General features: G+C 42.7%; 13 protein-coding genes. 9 read left to right on the plus strand and 4 right to left on the minus strand.

All coding sequences use genetic code 11. The annotated features are described in order from the left end of the window. The first annotated feature begins 422 nt into the window (after positions 1-422). From R8G66_07765 to R8G66_07780, 4 genes are all read left to right on the plus strand, one after another. On the plus strand, positions 423-1,166 hold the full coding sequence (locus R8G66_07765) for a hypothetical protein (GenBank protein ID MDW3192245.1): 744 nt from the start codon (positions 423-425) through the stop codon (positions 1,164-1,166). 136 nt (positions 1,167-1,302) lie between these two features. After that, the gene (locus R8G66_07770; protein MDW3192246.1) at positions 1,303-4,374 is read left to right on the plus strand and encodes a cyclic peptide export ABC transporter; all 3,072 of its coding nucleotides are present in this window, start codon (positions 1,303-1,305) and stop codon (positions 4,372-4,374) included. A 14-nt stretch (positions 4,375-4,388) separates the two neighbouring features. Then, positions 4,389-5,201: an amino acid racemase gene (locus R8G66_07775; protein MDW3192247.1), complete on the plus strand. Its 813-nt coding sequence runs from the start codon at positions 4,389-4,391 to the stop codon at positions 5,199-5,201. Between the two features lie 562 nt (positions 5,202-5,763). Beyond that, positions 5,764-7,002, plus strand: a complete 1,239-nt coding sequence (locus R8G66_07780; protein ID MDW3192248.1) for a site-specific integrase — start codon at positions 5,764-5,766, stop codon at positions 7,000-7,002. A 38-nt stretch (positions 7,003-7,040) separates the two neighbouring features. Here R8G66_07780 and R8G66_07785 read toward each other — a convergent pair whose 3' ends face one another. After that, the gene (locus tag R8G66_07785) at positions 7,041-7,172 is read right to left on the minus strand and encodes a hypothetical protein (GenBank protein MDW3192249.1); all 132 of its coding nucleotides are present in this window, start codon (positions 7,170-7,172) and stop codon (positions 7,041-7,043) included. A gap of 70 nt (positions 7,173-7,242) precedes the next feature. On the opposite strand from R8G66_07785, the gene R8G66_07790 reads away from it, so the two are divergent. Continuing rightward, positions 7,243-7,875, plus strand: coding sequence for a hypothetical protein (locus R8G66_07790; GenBank protein ID MDW3192250.1), 633 nt, complete (start codon positions 7,243-7,245; stop codon positions 7,873-7,875). A 233-nt stretch (positions 7,876-8,108) separates the two neighbouring features. Here the strand turns inward: R8G66_07790 and R8G66_07795 are convergent, their stop codons facing one another. Both R8G66_07795 and R8G66_07800 read right to left on the minus strand, forming a co-directional pair. Next, positions 8,109-8,279: a hypothetical protein gene (locus tag R8G66_07795; GenBank protein MDW3192251.1), complete on the minus strand. Its 171-nt coding sequence runs from the start codon at positions 8,277-8,279 to the stop codon at positions 8,109-8,111. Positions 8,280-8,548: 269 nt separating this feature from the next. Next, on the minus strand, positions 8,549-11,620 hold the full coding sequence (locus tag R8G66_07800) for a response regulator (protein MDW3192252.1): 3,072 nt from the start codon (positions 11,618-11,620) through the stop codon (positions 8,549-8,551). 420 nt (positions 11,621-12,040) lie between these two features. Here R8G66_07800 and R8G66_07805 point away from each other — a divergent pair, with 420 nt between their 5' ends. From R8G66_07805 to R8G66_07820, 4 genes are all read left to right on the plus strand, one after another. After that, positions 12,041-12,298, plus strand: a complete 258-nt coding sequence (locus R8G66_07805) for a hypothetical protein (protein ID MDW3192253.1) — start codon at positions 12,041-12,043, stop codon at positions 12,296-12,298. Between the two features lie 45 nt (positions 12,299-12,343). Then, the gene (locus tag R8G66_07810) at positions 12,344-12,898 is read left to right on the plus strand and encodes a sigma-70 family RNA polymerase sigma factor (GenBank protein ID MDW3192254.1); all 555 of its coding nucleotides are present in this window, start codon (positions 12,344-12,346) and stop codon (positions 12,896-12,898) included. A gap of 769 nt (positions 12,899-13,667) precedes the next feature. Then, on the plus strand, positions 13,668-16,823 hold the full coding sequence (locus tag R8G66_07815; GenBank protein ID MDW3192255.1) for a tetratricopeptide repeat protein: 3,156 nt from the start codon (positions 13,668-13,670) through the stop codon (positions 16,821-16,823). A gap of 607 nt (positions 16,824-17,430) precedes the next feature. Continuing rightward, complete coding sequence (locus R8G66_07820) at positions 17,431-19,002, plus strand: hypothetical protein (GenBank protein MDW3192256.1); 1,572 nt, start codon at positions 17,431-17,433, stop codon at positions 19,000-19,002. 1,704 nt (positions 19,003-20,706) lie between these two features. On the opposite strand, the gene R8G66_07825 is transcribed toward R8G66_07820, so the two are convergent. Continuing rightward, positions 20,707-21,264 carry an OmpH family outer membrane protein gene (locus tag R8G66_07825; protein ID MDW3192257.1) on the minus strand — a complete coding sequence of 186 codons (558 nt, stop codon included), beginning with the start codon at positions 21,262-21,264 and terminating at the stop codon, positions 20,707-20,709. Positions 21,265-21,294: the final 30 nt, after the last annotated feature.

Below are 21,294 nucleotides of genomic sequence, written 5' to 3' on the forward strand. Positions count from 1 at the left end.
CGAAGTTATTCAAAATATAAAAAGAATATGGATGAACAATTACTGTTAATTCTTATGAGATGACGAATCTGGTTTCCCGATCAATAATGAGTGAGATAGGTGTAAATGCCTGCTTACGTCAATTACAAAAAAAGAATACACTAATTTTTTTAGTGAAAATTTTGGGTGAATTTATCATTTTTTTGTCAGTATTTGAAGGAAGAAAATATAGAAAAAAAGTGCTTAAAATAACTTTAATGGCGCATATAGCAAGGTTATACCTCTTTTTTCCATATGTTAAAACATACATATATCATGTAGGTAAGAAAAAAAAGATCAGACAATGTTTACCATCAAATTGAGAGGAAAATGTTTGCCATTTATTTAGCAATATTTTGATCGGTTTGCCTAGATTACAGCTGCTAAAAACAAGTCACATTACAATGAGTGTATTTATCGAACAACAGTATGAGTCTTACTCAGAAGATGACCACAAAACATGGAAGGAATTATATGAAATTCAAAATCAGGAACTGATCTCATATTCTTCAGAAGGATACCAGTTGGGCTACCGAAAAATAGCACTTCCGGAGGGTAGGGTGGTTAATTTGGACAAGCTTAATGAAAAGCTAGGTTCTTTTTGCGGATGGCAGGCGGTAGGTGTTCGCGGCCTGGTACCAACCAAAGAATTTTTCTTTATGTTGATGAAGAAGAATTTTCCTGTTTCAGTTCAAATCAGAAAGCCTCAAGAATTGGGTTTTAGCAAGTTACCCGACATCTTTCATGATGTGTGTGGCCATGTGCCGATGTTATTGAATGATACATTTTCGGAATTTGTTAAGAAGTTTAGTGAGTTGGGACTGAAACACTTCGAAAATGAAAAGGCCGTTCTTTATTTATCCCGGCTCTATTGGTATACTTTGGAAATGGGTCTGATTTATGAAGAAGGAGAGGTCAAACCATACGGAGGAGCGATCCTCACATCAAGAAAGGAAATTAAGAACATCTATAGCAATACCAGTAGCAAGCATGATTTTGATGTGTATGAGCTTATCAATACCCCATATGATAATCTGAAATTGCAAACTGATTACTTTGTGATTGATAGTTACGATCAATTGTTTACCGGTTTGGAGCAATTAGAAGTGATTATCGAAGAGGAGTTTAATCTGGAAGAAACGCACTAAAAATTTAGAAGCGATTATACTTTGGGCTGAGTCCCAAATGCATTTCCTTCAAAAATATAGGTCCAGGTTTTTAGTCTTTGAATATTAACACTTGAATAGTAGACTGTTTCGTCGACTCAAAACAACCTTCGAATCAATGGAGATCACATTAAGCGCCTTTCGAAAAGGTATGCTACTGGCACTCATATGTTTAAGCCAACAATTTCTAGCGATTGCTACGGATCAAAAGTTGCTGGATAAAGTTGATCAGGAAGTGACAAGATTGATGAGGCGTGGAGATATTCCTGGTTTAAGTCTGGTCATTCACTTCGGGGATGAGCAAGTGATCCGAACGTATGGATTTGCCGATCTTACAAACCAGGTTCCGGTGAGTGACCAGACACTTTTTCAGCTGGGATCTTGTAGTAAAGCATTCACCGGGCTGGCAGTCACTCTGCTCGAACAGCAAGGTAAGATCGATCTCGATGCAAGGGTGGCCCATTACCTGCCGTGGTTTAGGGTGAGATTCGAAGACTCCATGGTGCAGGTGACTTTACGGCAACTTATGCATCATACGAGTGGGATTCCCTGGGAGACGATCGCAAAAATTCCGGAGAGCAATGATCCCGATGCCCTGCAACTGACCGTGAAAAAAATCATTGACCAGCAACTTGATGAATTGCCAGGAAAAGAGTTCCAATATGCCACGATCAATTACGACGTGTTGGCGTTGGTGATACAGGAAGTTACCGGTCAACCCTTTGAGGACTTTGTAAAGGATCATGTCTTGGCACCACTACAGTTGCGAAACACCTCCATTGGTTCTCCAATAAATGAGACACGTATGTCCAAGGGGTATAAATTAGGTTTTTTTAATGCCAGGGAATACGAAGCTCCGGTTTATAGGGGCAACAACGCCGCTGGATATATGATCTCGGATATTCGGGACATTGGACGATGGATGCAGTTGCAACTGGGACTGGTTGAAACCAACCTAAGTGAGGCGATCTTACAAACACATCAACGAGACAGATCTGTAGGGCTTCATGGCCAATCTGCTTACGCCAGTGGGTGGAACGTGGCGTTTGATGGTACTGAAGAGGTATATCACGGTGGGATGAATCCGAACTTCTCCTCTTATTTTGCCTTTCGGTCAGAGGAAAAGATCGCCGTTGGGGTCCTGACCAATGCCAGTAGTAATTACACAGCAGTGCTGGGAGATAGGGTCATGAAATTGCTGGCTGATGAAGATATTGAACTGGAATTTGATCCGGGCGATGGTAATGACAAGACTTACTCGGGGATAGCGATTGCATTAGCGTTATATGTCCTGATCGTTTTAGCTTTCCTGATACTGATCATTGTGCAAAGTATCCAGGGGAAAAGACGCGTGAAATGGCCCGCACCCTCGGATTTCGGAGCGTTTGCTAAAGCCCTGTTATTTATTGCCCCGTTTCTTGGGGGTCTGTATATATTTCCGGGAGCTGTAGTGGGCTTTACCTGGGATGCGATCCTGGTATGGAGTCCCGAAAGCCTGATGATCATGCTGGGAGTCCTGTTCCTGGCCATAGGATTGTCGATGCTGGTGTATCTGGTGAGTTTGTTTTTATCTGAACCTAATGATTACAAAAGGAAAGCTCCCCGGATATTATTGATCAGCATCCTCTCCGGTCTTGCCAATGTAGCGGTCATCATTATCGTGACATCTGTGATCAATTCGGATGTTGCCCTCAAATACCTGATTTTCTACTACGGTCTCGTCATTAGCCTTTACTTATTTGGTCGTCGATTTGTGCAGATCAGCCTCATCAAATTTACCAGGGAACTCGTTTATGATCTCAGGATACAGTTGACGAGCAAGATCTTTTCTACTTCCTACGACAAATTCGAACGGATCCATCGGGGTAGGGTGTATACCGCCCTCAATGATGATGTTGCTACCATCGGCAATTCAACTTCGCTGTTTGTCAATTTGATCACCAGCTTCATTACCGCATTAGGTGCCTTTATATACCTGGCAGCTATCGCTTTCTGGGCCACCATGCTCACCATTTTTCTGATCATTACACTTTCCACCATTTATTATTTTGCAGTGCAAAGCACAAATATCTACTTTGAGCAAGCGCGTGATTCCAGAAATGTATTCATGGGGCTGATCAATGGGATGATCGATGGGTTCAAGGAAATTAGTTTGCACCGGAAGAAAAAGCTTGAATACAAGGATGATCTTGCCGCAAGTGCCCGGGAATTCAAAGACAAGACCATGACCGCCGATATTCGTTTTGTCAATGCTTTTCTGATAGGAGAATCGCTGCTTGTGATCCTCTTAGGGGTCGTTTCCATTGGAATGACAGAGATGTTTCCCAATATTCAATTCTTCACCGTCATGAGCTTTGTCATCGTGCTGCTCTATCTGATCGGACCAGTCAATAGCATTTTAAGTGCAGTTCCGGCGCTGATGAATTTAAGAATATCCTGGAACCGGATTAATCAGTTCATCAGCGAGATCCCCGCGAACCTGGACCTGGATCAAAAGACGGAGCCTGAATTCGAACAGGTAGAAAGACTGGAAGCAAAAGGGATCACTTATCAGTTTAAGAATGCAGAGGGAAAAGCTGCCGGCTTCCGGGTGGGTCCAATTGATCTGGAGGTAAACAAAGGGGAGATCTTGTTCATCATCGGTGGGAATGGAAGTGGTAAGACCACCCTTGCCAAATTGTTGCTGGGACTCTACTTGCCAGATGAAGGTGAAATAACTGTGAATGATACAGCATTGAAAAATGCGGAGCTCAGCGAATATTACTCGCCTGTATTCACACCTCCCTACCTTTTCGAAAAGCTCTACAACTGCGATACAACAGGACAGAAAGAGAAAATTGAGCAATATTTGCAGGTATTGGACCTACAGGAAAAAGTGACAATCGAGAACAACCAATACAGTACCATCAGGCTTTCGGGCGGTCAAAAAAAGCGCCTGGCCTTGCTCCAATGTTATTTGGAGGATTCACCTATCTATCTCTTCGATGAATGGGCGGCAGATCAGGATCCCGAATACCGTAAATTCTTTTACCGTACATTGCTCCCTGAAATGAGAGAGATGGGAAAGATCGTCATTGCGATCACTCATGATGATCACTACTTCGATGTGGCGGATAGAGTAATGAAGATGAATCAGGGACATCTCGAGTTATACTCCAAAGGTCAAATTCTGGCACCTTCTGAGTTGTAAATCCCAAATCAGGAATGAATATGTTGAATGATACGGACGATCGGGATCAATCAGCTGAAGAGCAGGTGATTGGGATTGTTGGAGGTATGGGGCCCCAAGCAGGGATAGAGCTGGCCAATGATATTTTCCGACTTACGGAAGCTAAGAAAGATCAGGAGCATCGATCGGTGATCATGATGTCATATCCCGGGCAGCTAGGAGACCGGACTGCTTACATCGAGGGTACTGAGTTGATAAATCCGGCGTTCAATATTGCGAAGGTCATTCAAAAGTTGGAATTGTCGGGAGCAGATGTCGTTGGAATCGCTTGCAATAGTTCCCATGTTCCTGCCATCTACAATGTAATACTAGATGAACTGAAAAAGTCATCAAGTCGGGTAAGGCTGCTGAACATGCCCAAAGAAACTTGTAAACACATCAAGGAACATTTCCCAGAAGCTGCAAAAGTAGGCGTCATGAGTACGAACGGTACTTATAAAGCAGGAGTATATGTGACACTCCTTGAGCAGGCAGGACTTCAGGCAGTCGTTCCAACATATTCGTTTCAAAATGAAGTGATTCACGACATGGTCTACAATCCCAGTTATGGGATCAAATCCTGTCCAGAGGGGATCACAGATGAAGTCATCGACTTGTTGGGACGAGCTTTTTCTTTTTTTCAGGAGCAGGGAGTAGATGCAGTCATATTAGGTTGTACAGAAATTCCATTGGCCCTGAAGCAATACCCTAAGACAAAACAAATACCCCTGTTGATCAATCCCAGTGAAATATTGGCCAAAGCCCTCATCGCAGCGACAGAAAGGCGACAACTGGCTCATGGCGAGTAAAGATTAACTTGAAGGGGAGGAAGGTTCTTTACGACTGTTCTGTAAACATTAGGTTGATAAGTTCATTTAAGAGGATTCGAAGAATTCCATCAGAGTGCTGACAGTAAGCATAGGGTAAACCACGAAAGAAAAGGTCCTTGCTGGCGCGCGTTTTGAACGCGTGGCTTCTATTAATATAAATAAGCTCTTGGCCTAGGAAATACAATGCTCTTGTTTAGGACTAAAATTGTGACCAAGAACCGGAATCTTGTTAATTCAGGCTTTTTGACTTTCTAAGCCAAAATGTTAACGTCTTTTTGTTCTAAAGAGGGGGTTGAAGCCACTCGCCGTAAAATAAAAAAAGATTCTCAGATTTCTCTGAGAGGCTTTTTGCGTCCTACGCGGACCGGAACCGGACGAGACTCGAATCGCACCGGCGACCCGGTCACGACCTCCTGCGTGACAGGCAGGAACATATTGGTTTGATATGTGTTAAATGTCTTTAAAATGGCCAATTGGGAGGTTTATGAATTTGTGAAATACCATATGAAACCATATTTTGCGTGCAAATCGCGTGCACGTCATGAGTACAACACTAAAATTCGTCCTCGATACCCGAAGAGCTAAAGATAACGGAACCTATCCATTACGACTAAGAATTATGCATAACCGTGTCAATTCTCATATCTCATTGGGCTATTCTCTTTCAGAGAAAGAATGGGACGGCAAGAATGAGCGTCTTAGATCATCCTCGAAATCTTACGGCAATGTTAGCCGCTTCAATAACGATTTGCAATCACGTAAAGCCAAGTATTTCGAGATCATTGGAGAATTGGAACGAGATGGAATTCTAGATAATTTGAGTGCTTCCCAGCTCAAGGGCCACCTAGAGAAGAAACCCAAAGGAAACGTGAGTTTTGGTGATTTCATTCAGCAACAATACGAACTGAAGCTGAATGCTAATAAGTCAGGAACTGCTCGAACCTATAAGGATCTGGCAAACTTCCTAAGAAGATACAATGATGGAAATCTCAATCTCAGTTTTGTCGAGATAGATTACAATTTTCTGGTTCAATTGGAACATCAACATATTGGTAAAGGGAATCAATACAGTTCACTTTCGGTTTACCTGCGAACCCTTCGTTCGCTTTACAATGAAGCCATTAAAATGGGCTTGGTGAATGAGAAACATTATCCGTTTACGAAATACAAAATCAAAGAAGGACAACCCAGAAGAAGTGCTTTGACCAAGAAGAATTTTCAGCTAGTAAAAAAGGCTGAGTTTAAACAGGGGAGTGCCAAGCAGATTGGAAGAGATTTCTACCTGGCCAGCTTCTACTTACACGGCATGAACTGGATGGACATGTGTTTGCTGAGATATGAGAACCTATCTGATGATCTAAATCGGTTGCAATATGTTAGGAAGAAAACTGGTAAGCCATTTAATCTCAAAGTATCGGAGCCTCTTATTGATGCCATAAACTCATTGAAAACCTTCGATGCTTCCAATCGAAAGGACTTCATTTTTCCCGTCTTAAAGCTCGAAGATGATCCTGAGAAGTATGTCACTAAAATCAACAACCGCAGGCTTAAAATCAATAAGTATCTGAAAATGGTTGCCCAAGACCTGGATATTTCAAGCTTCTCCATCTATTCCGCTCGACATACTTATGCTACGATGTTATGGGAAAATTCTGGATCTGCTGCAGTCACTCAACGCAGCCTGGGCCACAAGACCGAGGAGCAGACGCAGGAGTATCTTTCTTACTTTGGGAATGATAAAGTGGACAGTGCTTCGGATGATTTGTTTGAGATACTTTAGTCCAGGACTGCTTTCAAATTCACCAAATTTCGATGTTGTTAACCTTCTACCCCCGTAGGCGCTGGGACGATCATATGGATCGCACCGGCGTTGCCAACGAAATCCAGGTTTGTAATAGGACCACCTAAACACCGGCCCGTTCTCAAATCTACCGCTTCAGTAGCATTCATATTTTCTGATATATCATTTGATATATATTTAAATAAATTATTATCATTTGATATAATCTAATTGATTAATATGAAGTCTTCAACGGCCTCTTTGATAGTTTCTATTTGGTGTCTGTTTATACTTTTTAAGGTCGAGGGACAAGGTCGCCCGGACACAGTGAAACTTAGGAATAATTACAACACCTTAAAAAATCTATTGAGTACAGATAGCGCCAATCTTGATTTATTACTTGATTTGGCGCAGACATCCAGAAAATTGAGCAATGCCGACGAGGCTTTACTATACCTTAATCAAATAAAGGATCTCGATTCACTTCATTTGGAGGCCAGGAGTTTGGAAGCTTACGTGCTTAGAGACCAGGGTGAACTTCAAAAATCTTTTGACCTATGGCTTAGGGTCGGAGAGGAGATCAACCAGTTGCCAAATGCGGAGAGAATTCATTACGATCTGGCCTTACTTGCCATGAAACTGGAACGCTATGAGGTAGGAATATCTTCATTAGAAAAAGCTATCGCACTAGATGATACAAAAGCCAATTATTTTCTTAACCTTGGGGTTTGTCGAGCCAGGTCAAAACGCCTGAAGGAAGGTTGTTCGGATTGGAAAAGAGCGCATGAGCTCGGTGCTACACAAGCTGAAGCGCTGATACGAAAATATTGTCCGGTTACCTGCAAGGAGTTATTCACAAATTGTGAAGATTAGATTACATTTCCGCGATACGAAATGAATCAATCCTCTTCAATCAACATTTTACAGTTTTAGAAAGAAGTCCAGCAATTTTTTGCGTAATTAAAGTAAATTATTTGAATCAATGCATAATAATTTATCATCAACTTTATCGATTGGACAGTCGATGATAATAACTCCATCTACACCATTTTTCTTCAATCGGTCATAAGTTTTAATGGTAGGTCAAGTCAATGAAAAATTAGTCGTCATGAGTTGTCAATTCTTTTCTTCAATTTCCTGAAGGCTTGATCTGGATCAAATCTTTTAGTAGGGGCTTCTTCCGAATCCGATGCCAATGGCTGTGTCAGGTCTTTTGCATCCATTGCCTGATCTTCGGACTTTTCACCGGACGCTTTTCGACTTTTTTTCTTTGACATAAATAATGAAGGCTTTGGCGAGGCTTCCAAACAATGGATAGACAATGACCACCGTTCTATCTAACCAATAGCAAGTTAGGAATAATTTCCATTTACCCCTAGAGGGAGGAGGCTGGATCATCATTCAGTGCAAAAAATCACGTTTGTTGTCAGGTTGCTGCAGGGGTAGAATCATCGGTTCTCCAAACGGATGTCGGAGGGCGAAATGGCAATATGCTATCGCAATATTTGCAAGTTGGAACACAAAATAGGAGGATATCCAAATGCATTCAATCCAGCACACCATCCCGGAAATAGTCGCTGGGTTTCTTTCCGAATCGAAGTTCGTACCGCTCTGAAAAACGGCTCGAGTTGTTAAACCCTGCCGCAAGGCCGACCGCCGTGACATTGCCATACACTTGGTCTTCCAGTAGTTTTCTGGCTTTTTGCAAGGCGATTTCAAATTGATATTGTATAGGCGTAAGGCCTGTCAGTTTCTTTAGTCTTCTCTGAAACTGCCGCTTACCCAGATTGAAGTGATCCGCAAGGTCCGCGACCTGGAAGTCACTGTTTTCAAGCTCTTGTAAGATTACTGATTCCACTTCTTTGAGCCACTCCAGGTCTGATTTGTACATTACGGTCGACGAATTGGCCTGATGGGCAATATTTCCTTCTTCTACTGGTTCCTCCTCGACCATTTCCAGAGCTCCTTCTTTTCTGGTTTGATACCTGGTAATCAGATTTTGGACCCTTGCTTTGAGTTCTTGAGGCGAAAATGGTTTGGTGAGGTAATCGTCTACGCCAATCGCCAGGGCTTGCAATTTACGGTCTTCAAAATTGAGGGCAGTGAGCATGACCACCGGGATGTTGCGAAATTGCTCAGACGATTTCATGTGTTCCAGCAAGCTGTATCCGTCCATCTCTGGCATCATGACATCCGTAATGACCAGGTCAAATGGCTCTGCTGACAATTTGTCCAGGGCTTTTTTTCCGTTTTTGGCCAGGGAGATGTCATAGTCACCCGCGAGCAACTGACTGACATATTGCCGCATGTCCGGATGGTCCTCGACGATCAAAACCCTAAACGATGATGTTTCGGATATAGGTGAGGGCAGGAGGTTGTCTTCGGCTGCTGCCCAGGTCTCAACTACATCACCTTCCTCCTGGGGTGACCTGTCGTCTGGTGCTTCGGCAGGTTTGCATGGAATTTCAAGCTTAAAGGTGCTTCCATGGTCCAATGCACTTTCGACAGTTAGGTCACCTCCCATGCGTCCTGCCAGCTCATAAGCCAATGCAAGTCCAATACCAGTACCGCCCTGGATGGGAGCATCGGGCTGCTTGCTCTGGAAGTACCGGTCAAAGATGTGCGGAAGATCATCCGGTGCAATTCCCTGACCCGTATCGATCACCTGGATCATCAGGTTTTCATTTTGCCGAGACAGGGCCAGTTCGACCTCACCTCCGGCAGCGGTGTATTTGATAGCATTGAAGAGCAAGTTGTTCAGTACTTTTTCTATGCGCTGGGGGTCCAGTAAGACCCAGGTTGGCAACTTCTCGTCGATTGAATGTCTGTAGCGGATCTCTAGTTGCTCCGCCATGGAAGTATAGTTGGAAGAGATCCGCTGGATGAGCGACTTCAATTCAACAGGTTCTTCCTTCAACGCTATGTTGCTGGATTCCATCTTCGACAGGTCAAGGATGTCATTCACGAGGCCTTTCAATTTACGCGTGTTGCGCTGCATGAGCTGTAGCGTTTGCGTGGTTTCAGCAGGAGGATAAGCGCCTTCTTGATCAATCAGGTTATCCAGAGGACTGCTGATCAACGTCAAAGGTGTTCGCAATTCGTGAGAGATATTGGCAAAGAACCGTGACTTAGTTTTTTCGAGTGTCGCGAGCTCATTTTTCTGCTGCTCAATCTCCTTATTCCTTGTCTGAAGGGTATTGTTGGCTTTTTGCTTGGACTGGTAGTAACGGAAAAGGATAAAAACAATGACCAGCAGTAGAATTACACCCGCCAGCATCGCGTATTGGTTGTTTGTTTGACGTTTTATGGTTTGGTCAGCGATCAGTTGTTGTTGTTGATTGGCATACTGAATGGAATCTTTCTCCTGTTCAAATTGATGTTCAGCCTGAAGCTGGATCATGGCCTTTGTATTACTTTCATTGAACACACTATCGGAGTACTGCTTATAGGTGATATGGTTTTCGTAGGCGGCCTCAAAGTTGCCGAATTCCGCCTCAACCCTGGCCAGGTGCTCGGTGCTGTAAATGATCACTTGAGGATCACCGGTCTGAAATCCTATTTCTTTTGCCGATTGGAATTGCAACCGGGATTCAATCAGTTTTCCTCGTGCCTGATAAACCTGCCCCATGGTGATCATAGGATAAGGTTCCATATATTTGAAATTGAGTTCTCTTGCAAGTTTGAGAGCTGCGGAGGCATAGTAGAAGGCACTATCAAGATTGTTGAGGTAGAAATAGGAGTCGGCAATGTTGTTCATTGAAATGACAACATGACCATTTCTCAATCCCGTCTCTTCCTTGATCTTCAGGGATTTCAAGTCATATAATAACGCTTTTTCATAATCACCTTGTACGGCGTAATTCACGCCGATATTGGCAAGTTGCTGAGCCATACCTCGTCTGTCATTTAGTTCTGTGGATATAGACAAAGCTTTTAGCAAATAATCGACAGCCGCGCTGAAATGTTTTTGTCCTGAATAAGCTGATCCAAGGTCTGAATAAACTTTCATCATCGCGCTTTGGTCACCAAGGCTTTCAGCCAGTTTTAAGGCGGCGAAGCTATATTCAATCGAAGACTTAAAGTCGCCCAATACCTGTAGGATCATAGCAAGTCGAGAATATACCGCCAATAGCTTTTGTTGCTTCCCGGCCTGGACATAGTAATCGACACATTCGAGGCAGAGCTGATAAGCTTTTCTGAATTCGTCTCTTCTCTTGGCCAAATCGCACAGCCCCATCTTGGCATCACCTTTACCTGTTGTGTAGTCGTGCATTTGAGCAAGTTCGAGCATATCCTGGTAATTGCCTTCGGAGGCATCATAGTTACCGTAGGAATAGTTATAATCTCCCTGATTGGAGAGGGCATTGATCTTTAGTAATGGATAGTTAATTTCATCCGCCAGCAGCATTGATCTGTTGATATATTGCATGGCCTGCGTGGAATCCAACGATTTGTAGGCGGTTGTCATGTTGTCGAGAATGTCCTCTGCTGCCTCTTCCGATAGCCCATCCAGTTGGGTTTCTAAAATATTCAAAAGGGAATCAAAAGTCGGGTGTTGCTGTGCTGGACTGAATTGAAGGACGGATAAGAAAAGAATGCCAGTAAACAAATAGTTCATAGGATTGGGGTAAGGTCACATGTTTACCAGGAACTTAAGTTCCGTAAATAAATATAGAAAGAATTGGGTGCTGGAGCCTCCTTCTTAGGAGCAATTACGAATTTGACCCCCTCATTTGATGTGTATATCTGAATTTGCGTGGCCACTGTCACCACGGTGCTTCTATTTCAGATGCGCAAAGCGTGATGCCTTTGGTCAGGACTGTCGTATGGTTTTTCCTCGAAGAGGGCGTAAAAACCTATTCCAATCTCTGCCAATCCCAAAATGACGCGAATTGAAAGTTTTTGACACGAATTGAAAGCGGAAGACGCGAAATGAAATATGATGTCGCGAAATGACTGGAATTCACAGATGTACTCACCTAAACTTATCCATGTAAATGATTTGACAAATACTAGATAAAGGGAAAACGCTACGCCAATGAAAAAGTTGATTCGTCCTCCAATGATGGTGCTTTTGGGGCTACTGGTTGCTGTAACCGGATTCCGATCCCCCGAAGTGACCACAAACGTAAGGGCGGATTTCCATATCATCTACGAACTGGTGTCTGAACTAAGGAAGTATAGCTTACATCCGGGAAATCCACGCTCATCAATAAACAAATTTGAATTTATCATATCTGAAAGTGATTTTGTTGTAAATGACTTATCTACCCGCTGGGGTTCATTTCTCAGATAGTCAATACAGCAGACAAGTCACAGCTACCAATTAAACCAAAATGCCATGTTAAAAAATGATCAAACGATAAGTCCGTCAGATGAAAACTTGGACGAATTGCTATTCGCCGGCATCAAATTGCATGATGAAGGTGCGCTTGAAACCTTGTTCAAGAAGTACTATGTTACCCTTTGCCGGAAGGCGGTGGGGATCGTAAAGGTGGACACGGTGGCGGAGGAAATCGTGTCAGATGTTTTCTTTACCATATGGAGCAGGAGGGATAAGATCAACATTCAATCTAATGTGTTGGGTTACCTGCGTTATGCCGTGCGCAATCATGCCCTGAATTACTTGAAATTACGAAAACTGGGCACGGTAGATCTGTCTCAGATGGAGTACCAGGCCCAGACAAATGATTTGGATCCACTAGAAAATCTCATGATGGATGAGTGTATGGATGAATGGGAAGACAAGATCAGTCAATTACCCATGCAGCGACAAAAAATCCTCAGGATGTGTAGACTGGAGGGGCTGTCAGTGGCTAAGGTAGCCAGTCAATTGTCATTGGCGGAACAGACGGTCAGAAATCAAGTGCAACTGGCAATCAAGGGTTTGAAGTAGATTTCGAGATATTCACTTTTTGAAGAAAAACCTCATAATTATCTTATTGCTTGATTGGACATTTTGAGAAGCGACTTTTACGACCTCCTAACTCCCAGGAGTGGTCTACTTATCCAGAAAAAGCAGATATCAGTCTTACCTTGAGGAACCTTATTTTGCGTTCCGGGAATTATCCTGGAAAGGGAACTGTTTGCAAAATTCAATTCCGGAGGTGAAGACGCGGCCCACGGCTGGGGAGTGAAACAAGACCTGTTTCTATTTTTCGAAGAAATAAGATGATCTTCTCAAATGCTGCTATTAATCCAGTCAAAAACAACCAACCATATCACCACAAACGGCAAGTATGGCCTATGTTATAGGCATCTTCCCTTAGCGCGTCATTCAGAGCGCAGCGAAGAATCTCCTGACGCGACTTTATCTTCGGTCTTTTCACCGGTCGCTTTTCGTTTTTTTATATAGTATAAATGATGAAGTTCTCTAAGATTTAAAGATCAAGGATTAACACGTATTTTTCGAGATTCCATTCAAAATCGAACAAACGTTGCCAATTCTGTTCAAAATCGTTGATTTTTCTCTTCTTTTGAGGGATTTTCGAGGGTTGGATTTGATTCTTAGAATGTATTTTCATGCACATTACGTGATCAACTTTGCAAAACGGGAATTCTCATGTACATGCTACAGTTTTAGCGATCAAGAAAAGTCAAATTTTATTAAATTCCAAGGAAAAGTTAGTAGCCAGCTATTGATGACCATGTGACAGGCCTCTTATATGAAATATTTATTGTGGTGCATCATGTTCCTGATGATGAAACAACAATCTCTCGCCCAAGAGAACCTGGATTCTTTGTGGGCTTTGTGGAATAATACGAATCTTCCGGACACGATTCGTTTGGAAGCCATCGATAATATCTCTTATGGATATTTACCGGATCAACCGGATAGTGCGGAATTCTTTGCACAGGTTCAACGTGACTATGCTGAAAGCAGAGGACTAAAAAAGTATCAGTCGCTCGCTCTATGGACCCAAGCTTACTCAAGTACTATAAAAGGAAATAACAGAGATGCCTTGGAATTAACGAAGCTTGCTTACGAATTAGCGAAAGAAGCAGGAGCTAAAAAAGAAGCCGGGAACGCCTTAAAACTTCTTGGAAGTATTTATGAAATGCTTGGAGAGTATGCCAATGCACTTGATCATTTTGACCGTGCCTTAACAATATTCGAAGAAATTGGGTACAAAAGAGGTCAAGCGGGAACGATAAATGATGCTGCGATAATTTACTTAAATCGGGGAGAGTTTGACTTGGCTCTTGATCAATTTAAACAAAGTTTTAGGATAATGGAAGATGTCGGGGATGAATTTGGTCAAGCCAACGCCTTGAATAATTCAGGACTAATTTATTCGGAACGCGGAGAGTTTGCGCAGGCACTTGACCATTTTAAGCAGAGCGAACGGATAATGAAAGGAATTGGGAACAAAAAAGGTGTTGCAATGTCATTGGGTTCTATTGGAAGGGTTTATGCACAGATAGCAGAGTATGATCTTGCAATTGAGCATTTTAACCGCTCATTAGAGTTAAAGGAAGAAATCGGGGATAGACAAGGTGTGGCTGTGTCATTAGAAGGCATTGGACACATCTATAAAGAACAGGGTAAGTTGATGCTGGCAATGGATTATCATAACCGCAGTTTAGCGATATGGGAAGAAATTGAGTACAAACAAGGTGTGGCCTCCACATTAATTAATATTGGATCAGTCTACAGGGACCTTGGAGAATATGCTGAGGCAATAGACTATTTTACTCGTGGCTTGAAAATAGCTGAAGAATTAGAGATTAATATTCAAAAATCTGTCGCGCTGAGTAGGATTGGGCGTGTGAAATTGACTTTAGGTAAATACAATGAAGCCGTAGACCATAGCCAACAATCGCTTAAACTATCACAGAAGCTGGGTGATCTCGCCCAAATTAAGGAATCAGCACACACCTTGTACGAGGCTTACAAAAATACTGGCAAACCGATTGAAGCATTCGGAATGTTAGAGCTATACCTGAGTACCCGTGATAGCCTGGAAAGTGATGAAAAAAATCGAGAGTTGCTCCGGGTGGAATTTCAATATAAGTACGAGAAAGAAAAACAGGAGCTGGCTTTCCAGCAAGAACAAGAGCGATTGATCCAGGAACAAGAGGTATCCCGCTTACAATGGATCATATATGGCTCCATTGGGATGATTTTATTGTTGGTTCTACTTGCTTTTCTTGTCTACAGAAATTACCGGATCAAGCAACAATCGAATCAATTGCTTGCGCAACAAAATCAAGAGATTTCTAACCAAAAACGAGAACTGCAAGAACTGGACAAGTTGAAATCACGCTTTTTTGCCAATATCTCTCATGAATTGAGGACACCTCTTACGCTAATTTCCGGTCCATTGGAGTCTTTATTGCACAGTCCCTCCAAAGAGGAGATCAATAAAACGCTTCCGCTAGCGATCAGGAACACCAAGAAGCTCAAAGAACTGGTCAATGATATCCTGGACTTATCGAAAGTAGAAAATAAAGGGATTGAATTACGCGAAAGTTCCGTGGACCTACCCGTCTTTCTAAGAAGGATTTGGGCCAATTATGAATCAATGGCTGATCAGCTCTCCATTGATTACAAAATTTCTATTGAACAACTTGATATCAGCTGGATCCTAATGGATAGCAAACGAGTAGAAAAGATTCTCAATAATTTGCTATTTAACGCCATCAAGTATACTTCCAGTGGAGGCAAAATAACACTTACTGCACAAAGGCGCGAGGATACTGTCATGATCGAGATAGCAGATACCGGGCAAGGCATTGCCCGTGAAGACCTGCCCCATATTTTTGACCGATACTTTCAAAGTAAGCAATCTAATGCTCCTATCCAGGGAGGTACAGGTATTGGCCTTGCACTGGCACATGAGTTGGCCTACCTGATGGGCGGAGATATTACAGTGGAAAGTGAGCTTCACAAAGGAAGTACCTTTACGTTAATTTTCCCACTGATGGAAACGGAAGCTCCCGTGGAAGAGGTTTTCCAGAAGGTAGAGCCTGATACTTACACACCAGATTCGGAAGAGCGTGTCATCAAGGGATCTCCAAAAGGTCCAAAACATAAGGTCTTAATTGTAGAAGATAATGCAGACATGAGGGCTTACCTCAATGACCAGGTTCAACGGAACTACCTCACCTCACTGGCCACTCATGGAGTGGAAGCGCTGGAGATGCTGAAAACCGATTCCTTTGACCTAATCATTACTGATGTAATGATGCCTGAAATGGATGGGTACGCACTTGTGCAACACTTGAAGAGCGATAAACATTTCCAAGGTATACCTGTAATCATGCTCACTGCCCTGAACATGGAGGATAATAAACTGGATGCCCTGGCGTTAGGGGTGGACGACTACCTGACCAAACCTTTTTCACCTCTGGAATTGCAGGCCCGGATCTCGAACCTTATCGACCGGTATAGAGAGAGGAAAAAATGGATGGATGAAAACTACGACCCCCATCGTGAAAGTGAAATGGAAATCAATGAGGGGGAATTGGAAATAATAGATCAACAGCAAGTAAGTCAATTAGGGATGACATGGCTTCAAACAGTCAAGGATATAGTCCTTAAGGAGCTGGAAAATCCTGAATTTCAAGTAGCAGACCTGGCCAACCAATTTCACCTGAGCAAGAGACAATTTTTCCGAAGATTTAAAACACTGACCGGTCTCACACCAAAACAGTTCCAAGTGGAGGTTGCCCTGCAAAAAGCGAGGGAATTGCTGGAAAAAGATGTCTACCACAATGCTTCTGCAGTTGCTTATTCGGTCGGTATGCAGAATGTCTCAAGGTTTAACAAAGCATATTTTGAACGTTTCGGGAAATATCCCAAGGAATATTTTGAGTGACCGGTCAAATTGTCCTCATTATTTCCATATTTCGAAGAAAATAGAGAATCTTCTCATATGGCGCAATCTTGAAGAATGGTATGGTCAGCATGACATTTTTTAAAGTAGGTTGGATCAAGAAGTTCAATTTTCCTATTGCCTATTTGATTCATCACTTATCCAGAAAAAGCAGACATCAGTCTTTACCTTGAGGAACCTTATTTTGCATTCCGGGAATTAATCTGGAATGGGAACTGCTTACAAAATTCAGTTCCGGAGGTGAAGACGCGGCCCCACGGCCGAGGAGTGAAACAATGACTGTTTCCATTTTTCGAAGCAATAAGATGATCTTCTCAAGTGCTGTATTCTCATCAGATTGTCATTCCCGTTTCCCGAGGCGAGGCGGAATTTTTTAGCTTATCTTTTTAAAATGCCGAAAACCTTGCTGTCTTGTATCCTTGCCATCTCCTCAAGGTCACGCTGACGCCATTGATTGAAGTGAATACATGTGGGGTTTTCTGAACAGAAAACGGCAGTGTGAAGAATTTCCTGAACATAAGATAGTTAAATCCAAGAAAAATCATGTCCCCTTATTGTAGCAAAATGCAAATCAAAAAATTAAACTTGGATGAAACCTGAATTTATACCTAATAAAAGGCCGCTGGAGTTCGTAAGAATCGTGCTCTGTCTCATACTGTTTCACCTGATCTTAGCTGAAACCAGTGCTCAGCAGACGATACCTGTTGTTCAGAATAAGGATGGGTTTTGGACCAGAGATGGGAACCAGCAAGTCATTAAATTTGACTCCATTGATGCAGCTGATGATGGCAATGACCGCATCACCTTCTATGCCGATGAGCTCAGGGTGCTGGATCCCGATGATGGAAGGGAGTTGTTCAATCTTGGAGCATCAAACAGTGTAACGATTGGGCATGATGGCCGTTTGAGGTATTTGTGGGATGACGGAACTCTTGCTTATGATATGTTCACTCCAGCTGCCAATGATCTATTCTTTTTACAATTCCATGAACCTGGAGTTAATAAAACCGTTTTTAGCTATGATCCGAAGGACGATCACGGTAAAATCTTCTTTCCCAATACGGTTTTGACGGGCGTAATAACTAACAATCCTGCTGAATTTGCCCCGCCTAAATTAATTTTAAGCACTAAATATGGCACAAATCAAGCTAATGAGACAAAATTTATCTTAGAATCCGATGATGATAATTTTTTTATCTCTAAGCAGAGAGACAATGGTAGTGTAAATACTTTATTTGAATTGACATTTACTAGTGGGACCAGATTCCATAATGAACCATGGTACTTTGAATTAGATAATGGGAAGTATATACGTTTAGATTTGGACGGTACCAAGGAGGATCATGTCTCTTTTTGGAGAGGGCATGGTTCTTCGGAAGATCATGTAGGAAGTTTTGGAATGGACAGCACTATTATCAACGGTGCATTATTTATAAGACCCAAGAAATCTGATGATCTAACTTGGCAGGTAAAGAATACAGGTGACGCCATTAAAATTGGATCTGTGAACAGTGATGGATCTAGTCCAAACGAAATCCTCAAGATAACAGAGCAATATGTTGTTATACGTAATGACGTAAATAACAGTCTCACACTTGATCCAACCCTTGCTCTTAGCGGTGGAGCTAATTTCTACAGTGTAAATAACATTAGAATTGGAGCAGGCCAAGACGGGAATAGCAAGGGAAAGGCCCATATCCTTATAACAGGAGGTGAGAAAGAACCTGTCCTCATACGCTATAACCCGACGACAGCCCCTATTACCCCAACCTGGGATACAAAAGTCAAAGATGGCTTTGCCCTGGCTGTCGAAAAAGGAATACTTTCTGAAGATCTAGCAATAGCGGAAAAAGGTCAATGGGCCGATTACGTATTCGAGGAGGACTATCAGCCCATGCCATTGGAGGAGCTGGAAAAATTTGTCAAAGAAGAAAAGCACCTACCAGGGATTATCTCTGAGCCCGAGATTGAAGCAGATGGCTTTTATCAGGTCCACGATGCGATGGTCGGTCAACTGAAAAACCTGGAAGAGCAGGTGTTGCACAACATTGCCCAGGAGAAGACCATCAAAATACAAGCGGCGCAGATAAAAAACCTGACCCAGAAGTTGAATCAGTTGGAAAAACTGGTTCAGCAACTTGCTGACAAGGCAGGTAATTAGTCCTAAAAACTCTAGAAATGATTTGAGGTTTCATGGTTTGGTATTCAGGGCGGTATACCAAATAATTCAAGAAGCTGATCGGAAAGGTCAGCTTTTTTTTTGATGATCCTCCCGTTATTGGTCATAAGACCAACAGCCATACTCTAGACAAATCCCTTAACGCGTCATTCAGAGCGCAGCGAAGCATCTCCTGACGCGATAGTACCTAATAGCTGACCTCCGTCGTAGATTCCACATTGCGCTGGCGCTCCATTCTGATTGACGAAGGTTGCGTATCATTCTCATTAGATCGTCTCCGCGACTCGGTCATTGCGGAATTTTTCGCCCAACCTTTAAAAAGGGCGAAAAATGTCCTTGCAATCTCTTCGACGATCTTTCCTGATTTTTTCATTTTACGGAATCTCAACCAAAGGAGTGCCGTCTAACAAATGAAAAGCTGAATACTTACCTAGCTTGTGACCAACAACCTTACCCCCGACAAATCCCTAGCGCGTCATTCAATGCGTAGCGAGGCATCTCCAGTCTCGATAGTACTTAAATCACTGATCTCCATCGAAGATTCCTGGAATGAAAAACTGCCTTTCAGTTCATTGAGAGATTGCGGCATTTTTTGGCCGAGGAGTAAAATATACGACCAAAAAAGCCGCAATGACGTTTAGTTTAGACCTCCGTCGAAGATTCCACATTGCGCTGGCGCTCCATTCTGAATGACGGAGGTAGAGGCATCTTCCCTAATCGCGTCATTCGGAGTGCAGCGAAGCATCTACCGACGCAATAGCACCTAATCTGCTGACCTCCGTCGTAGATTCCTGGAAAAGAAACGGCTTTTCTGTTCATAAAGAGATTGCGGCATTTTTTGGCGTGGAAGTAATGTATCCTATGCCCAGGAGTGGTGTACTCATCCAGAAAAAGCAGATATCAGTCTTTACCTTGAGGAACCTTATTATGCGTTCCGGAAATTAACCTGGAATGGGAACTAATTGCAAAATTCAGTTCCGGAGGTGAAGACGCGGCCCCACGGCCGGGGAGTGAAACAAAGACTGTTTCCATTTTTCGTGGAAAATAGAGGATACTCTCAATTGCGGCTATAAATCTAGAAAAATTGTTTGGTTGCACTAAGCTTGTCGAAGGGTAGACGAAAGCACGGATATCACAAAAAATGCCTACTTCGACACGCTCAGCATGACATTTTTTAAGGCTAGTAACCTCACTTTGGAGAATAGATTGAATCAAAGTTAAAAAGCAGATATCAGTCTTTACCTTGAGTAACCTTATTTTGCGTTCCGGTAATTAACCTGGAATGAGTACTAATTGCAAAATTCAGTTCCGGAGGTGAAGACACGGCCCCACGGCCGGGGAGTGAAACAAAGACTGTTTCCATTTTTCGAAGAAATAAGTGATCTTCTCAAGTGCTGCTATCAACCCATTCAAAAAACAACTAACCACATCACCACAAACTGCAAGTATGGCTTATGTTTCAGGCATCTTCCCTTATCGCGTCATTCTGAGCGCAGCGAAGCATCTCCCGACGCGATAGAAACTTGTCCTGCTAACCTCCGTCGTAGATTCCACATTACGCTGCCGCTCCATGCTGCATGACGGAGGTGGTGAGCGAAGCATCTCCCGACGCGATTTACACAAACAAAAAAAGGCCTGTCAAAATTATTGACAGGCCTCTTGAATTACTACTTAGCTCAAATCAGGTTACTGACTCTTGGACATTTGTTCAAAAGTCTCAATCACAAGATCACTTACATTCGTTTCTTCCTGGGCATAAAGTACCATGGGTGGTCCATTCACCGCTCTGACATCCGTGTTCAATATGTGAGTATAGCCATACTGCTTCGCTACCTCTTTAATGGCCAGCTGTAACTCATCCAAAATAGGCTGAACAAGAATACTATCCTGTCGGGCGACCTCCTCTTCCGATCCCTGCTTGAAAGCCTGGATGGCCTGAGAGAGGTTTTGAAGCTCGGTCAGTTTATCCTGACGGATCAGTTCATTCATGGAGGCAGAGTCTTTTACAAAACTTTGTTGCTTTTGCTGAAAGTCCTGGATCTTTCCTTGCAGTGCCAGATTCAATTCGTAGATGGTGGTGTCCAATTTGCTTCGTTGCTCCTGGTAAACAGGAATTTGGGATACCGCACCATTGATACTCAGATAACCAATCTTTGACGTGGTTACTTTCTCAAGCTTGAAACTTGAAGTGATTACCAGCAAGACCAGTATGATCAAAATCGAAGGTTGAAGTAACTTTTTCATGTAGGGTAAGATTTAAATTTTCTTTTGTTT

Source organism: Cytophagales bacterium (assembly GCA_033344775.1).
GTDB lineage: Bacteria > Bacteroidota > Bacteroidia > Cytophagales > Cyclobacteriaceae > JAWPMT01.

Bases quoted from the DNA above. Each gene is read 5' to 3' on its own strand.
- R8G66_07765 (MDW3192245.1), top strand. From the start codon at position 423: ATGAGTGTATTTATCGAACAACAGTATGAGTCTTACTCAGAAGATGAC.
- R8G66_07770 (MDW3192246.1), top strand. From the start codon at position 1,303: ATGGAGATCACATTAAGCGCCTTTCGAAAAGGTATGCTACTGGCACTC.
- R8G66_07775 (MDW3192247.1), top strand. From the start codon at position 4,389: ATGAATATGTTGAATGATACGGACGATCGGGATCAATCAGCTGAAGAG.
- R8G66_07780 (MDW3192248.1), top strand. From the start codon at position 5,764: ATGAGTACAACACTAAAATTCGTCCTCGATACCCGAAGAGCTAAAGAT.
- R8G66_07785 (MDW3192249.1), bottom strand. From the start codon at position 7,172: ATGAATGCTACTGAAGCGGTAGATTTGAGAACGGGCCGGTGTTTAGGT.
- R8G66_07790 (MDW3192250.1), top strand. From the start codon at position 7,243: ATGAAGTCTTCAACGGCCTCTTTGATAGTTTCTATTTGGTGTCTGTTT.
- R8G66_07795 (MDW3192251.1), bottom strand. From the start codon at position 8,279: ATGTCAAAGAAAAAAAGTCGAAAAGCGTCCGGTGAAAAGTCCGAAGAT.
- R8G66_07800 (MDW3192252.1), bottom strand. From the start codon at position 11,620: ATGAACTATTTGTTTACTGGCATTCTTTTCTTATCCGTCCTTCAATTC.
- R8G66_07805 (MDW3192253.1), top strand. From the start codon at position 12,041: ATGAAAAAGTTGATTCGTCCTCCAATGATGGTGCTTTTGGGGCTACTG.
- R8G66_07810 (MDW3192254.1), top strand. From the start codon at position 12,344: ATGTTAAAAAATGATCAAACGATAAGTCCGTCAGATGAAAACTTGGAC.
- R8G66_07815 (MDW3192255.1), top strand. From the start codon at position 13,668: ATGAAATATTTATTGTGGTGCATCATGTTCCTGATGATGAAACAACAA.
- R8G66_07820 (MDW3192256.1), top strand. From the start codon at position 17,431: ATGAAACCTGAATTTATACCTAATAAAAGGCCGCTGGAGTTCGTAAGA.
- R8G66_07825 (MDW3192257.1), bottom strand. From the start codon at position 21,264: ATGAAAAAGTTACTTCAACCTTCGATTTTGATCATACTGGTCTTGCTG.